5 protein-coding genes are annotated in these 3104 nt (G+C 57.0%); 3 read left to right on the forward strand and 2 right to left on the reverse strand.

Features of this window, described 5'->3' with window-relative positions:
• A partial coding sequence (locus tag V6C16_RS10235) for a hypothetical protein (RefSeq protein ID WP_442886218.1) occupies positions 1-500 on the reverse strand: 500 nt, incomplete at its 3' end.
• 304 nt (positions 501-804) lie between these two features.
• On the opposite strand from V6C16_RS10235, the gene V6C16_RS10240 reads away from it, so the two are divergent.
• From V6C16_RS10240 to V6C16_RS10250, 3 genes are all read left to right on the forward strand, one after another.
• Positions 805-1029: an SHOCT domain-containing protein gene (locus V6C16_RS10240; protein WP_333536015.1), complete on the forward strand. Its 225-nt coding sequence runs from the start codon at positions 805-807 to the stop codon at positions 1027-1029.
• 59 nt (positions 1030-1088) lie between these two features.
• Positions 1089-1286, forward strand: coding sequence for a hypothetical protein (locus V6C16_RS10245; RefSeq protein WP_333543142.1), 198 nt, complete (start codon positions 1089-1091; stop codon positions 1284-1286).
• Positions 1287-1536: 250 nt separating this feature from the next.
• The gene (locus tag V6C16_RS10250; protein ID WP_333543143.1) at positions 1537-2097 is read left to right on the forward strand and encodes a hypothetical protein; all 561 of its coding nucleotides are present in this window, start codon (positions 1537-1539) and stop codon (positions 2095-2097) included.
• A 567-nt stretch (positions 2098-2664) separates the two neighbouring features.
• Here V6C16_RS10250 and V6C16_RS10255 read toward each other — a convergent pair.
• A partial coding sequence (locus V6C16_RS10255) for a hypothetical protein (protein ID WP_333543144.1) occupies positions 2665-3104 on the reverse strand: 440 nt, incomplete at its 5' end.

The following is a 3104-nucleotide window of genomic DNA, read 5'->3' on the forward strand; positions in this document are numbered from 1 at the left end:
CCGTTCCACTGGCGGATGCGCCAGGCGGGCTTTTCCGTGACCTGCACCCCGGTGGGCATGACGAGGGCCAAGGCCCGCGCGCCCGCCACTTCGCCGGGGGAAGGGCTTTCGCCTTTCGCACGGTTTCTGTCTCTGCTGCGCACAGGCACGCTGTACGCAAGCATTTTGCCTTCGTCATTGGCGACAGCCATAAACACAATGCCGGGCTGCTTGGCGGTTTCCGTCAGCAGCGACTGAAGACCGTCGCTTGTACCCAGTGTACCCAGCGGCGTACACAGCCCGGTGCGCGCGCCGGCTTCCAAAGCCCATATGAGGGCCTCGGCCCTGTCTATGAGATTCTGTATCATGTATGTCTTGCCGCGCTGGTTGCTGCGCACCGCAAGTGCTGTGATGGCAAGGCCCAGAATGATAGCCATGCCGACCACCATCCAGGGCGAAAGCCCCAGGTGCAGGGCGCGCAGACCCCTGGCGGAAAACAGTCTTGAAACTCTGCTCTTCATGGGTCTTCCTTTGTTTCAGGATGACTGTATTATGTATTTTTTACCCACCCGGTCAAGCCCACTGGTAAAAATTGGACAGACATCGTTATCGGCGAGTAAAAATTGGACAACCTGAAAAAACCCGCCACCTAAAAACCCGGGCTCTTTTTAAATAAAAAACAGTTATTACTCTATGTTATGAAAAAATGACCCAAGTTGGCACGACCTTTGCCTTATACCGGGCAAGACCACGCGAAGTGCAAACCGGTGACAGCGCAACCCCGCCTGGGTGCAGGCGCGCCCGGCCTCACCGGGAGGATACAAAATGCATACTTGTTATTTTCAGAGTTTTTTCGGCTGGGGCGGCGGCTGGTTGGGAATGCTTCTTACAATCACGGTACTCGTGCTGGCGGTCTGGCTTGTAAGCCGCCTGCTGATCAGAAAACGGTGCAATTTTGACCGGCGTGATTCCCTGAACATACTGAAGCACCGCCTGGCATCCGGCGAGATAACACAGGAAGAATACGAAAAGCTTAAAAACGTGATCTGACCGCTTCCTTAACAAAAACAGGTCAAGAGCACGAGCATATACAAGACAAGGAGACCCTCATGAAAAGCACAATCTTCAAACCGTCCATTCTTGCAGCATCCCTGGCCTTTGTTTTCGTCATGGCCCTCACCGTCCTGCCCTCGCAGGCCCAAACCGGCGCAAGCTCCAGCATTGCCTCTCCCTGGTGCGGCAACGGCAACGGGCACGGCGGGAACGGCCCCCACGGTCCCCACGGCGGAAGTCACATGGGCCGGTAAGCCCAGGCGCTGACGCCGCCCAAGAACAACGCATGAGACACCCTGACGTTATACAGGTTCTTGGCAGAAAAAAGTTTGCAACAGCGGCGTCGCTGTCCAGCTGCGGCGGCCATAGGGGGCCGGGTCAGCACGACAGAAAAGGCACATACGGCCCCCGATTTTACCCGGATTTTACACAAGCTCAACGCTGAAACACCCCTCAAGCGAACAAAAAACTCGGCGCAGACCGAAAAGAATAAAGGACACTACCATGAAGACATCCAAAATAGCTTCCACCACCGCTGCTCTTGCTCTTGTGGCCCTGCTCGGCACCGCCGGCATCGCCAGCGCCCAGCCCGGCAATCCCGCAGGTCCCCATATGGGTCCCCACATGAACCTGACCACCGAACAGATGAACAGCCTGGATAGCATCCACAAGGAATTCGGCCCCAAGATGCAGCCCCTGCTGCAGCAGAAGTACGGCAAGCAGGCCGAAATCAATGCCCTGCTCTATCAGGGAGTAAAGGCCGATGACCCCAGAATCCAGGCCCTGCAGAAAGACATAAAGGATGTGGACGGCAAGCTGTATCAGCTTGATGCCTCCATGCGCAAGCAAATGCAGGACAAGGGCGTGCCTTACATGGGCGCCCACGGCATGGGCCGCGGCATGATGGACTGCCCCGGCATGGGCGGACGCGGCATGGGGCGCGGCATGGGTCACGGTATGGGTCACGGCGGCAGGGGCATGCACGGCCAGGGGTACGGAATGGGCTACGGAATGCCCAACACTATGGACCAGAACACCACTGCCCCTGACGCCAAGCAGAACTAGAGCAGATTAACTTTGAGAACATACATTCGCAAAGTTTAAGGCACGCTCACTTCGGCGTTTAACCGCGCAGATAAACTGCGCTTACGCCTCCGTAGCGAACGTCTGCTCACGCAGCCGCCAGAGCAATTTCAAAGTGAAATTGCTCTAAAACACACACCTCTGCTCAGAGCATGTTTGCAAACTGAACCTTCCAGTCGCCGGGCGGCGGCCACAGGCAGCCGCCCGCCGTCAGAACAGCGCAAGTTGCCTGCGCGGCCTTTGACGGAAAACATAAGTCCTTTCCCTGAGATGCATCCCCTCCCAAACGGATGTTCCCAAAGCAATCTTCCCCCATGCGGCCGGGGCTGAACGACCCGCAAAAGACGCCCCGGCCGAAATAGAACACACCCACACGCATAGAAAAAGGCCGTGAATCCCTGAAATTCACGGCCTTTTCGTTTACAAACCTGTGGAAAACCAAAACAGCTTTGTTGCGCCGCATGAGGTACGGCGCGCCGCCTGTCTGAAAACGCAAGCTCAGACAGGGCATCACCCTTGAAATACATCGTACTTCAAGGGATTTTGACGTTAAACGTTATAGTCCCCGCGGTTGAATTTGAACTTTTCTGTGGCGGCAAGCACCTCCAGATTGTTCACCAGGGTATCCAGGCCGGGGTTTTGTCCGCGCAGGCCCGCGGTATTTTCTTTCAGGGCGTTCACCTGTCCGTCTATGCCCTGCAACAGGGCATAGGCATCGCGCAAGGAGCCTCCCTTACCGACATCGCCCAGGGTGCCGACGTAAGAGTCCCACATATCAAGAGTACCCGAAGCCTGGTTAAAAGCTTCGCGCAGCACGTCTTCATGCGGGTTCACGTCAGGATTTTCGTCGGCAACGCCCAGCAGCATCTGGCTTATCATGGAAGCCTGCGATGCCTGGGAAGCTTGCGATGCCTGGGAAGCCTGCGATGCCTGGGCCGCCTGCATGCCCTGCCCGCCGGAAACGGCTCCGGCAGCAGAAGAGGCCCCGG

Origin of the sequence: Desulfovibrio sp. 1188_IL3213 (genome assembly GCF_036763145.1) — a bacterium.
GTDB lineage: Bacteria > Desulfobacterota > Desulfovibrionia > Desulfovibrionales > Desulfovibrionaceae > Desulfovibrio.

Coding starts and splice junctions, on each gene's coding strand:
- V6C16_RS10240 (WP_333536015.1), top strand. CDS start 805: ATGCATACTTGTTATTTTCAGAGTTTTTTCGGCTGGGGCGGCGGCTGG.
- V6C16_RS10245 (WP_333543142.1), top strand. CDS start 1,089: ATGAAAAGCACAATCTTCAAACCGTCCATTCTTGCAGCATCCCTGGCC.
- V6C16_RS10250 (WP_333543143.1), top strand. CDS start 1,537: ATGAAGACATCCAAAATAGCTTCCACCACCGCTGCTCTTGCTCTTGTG.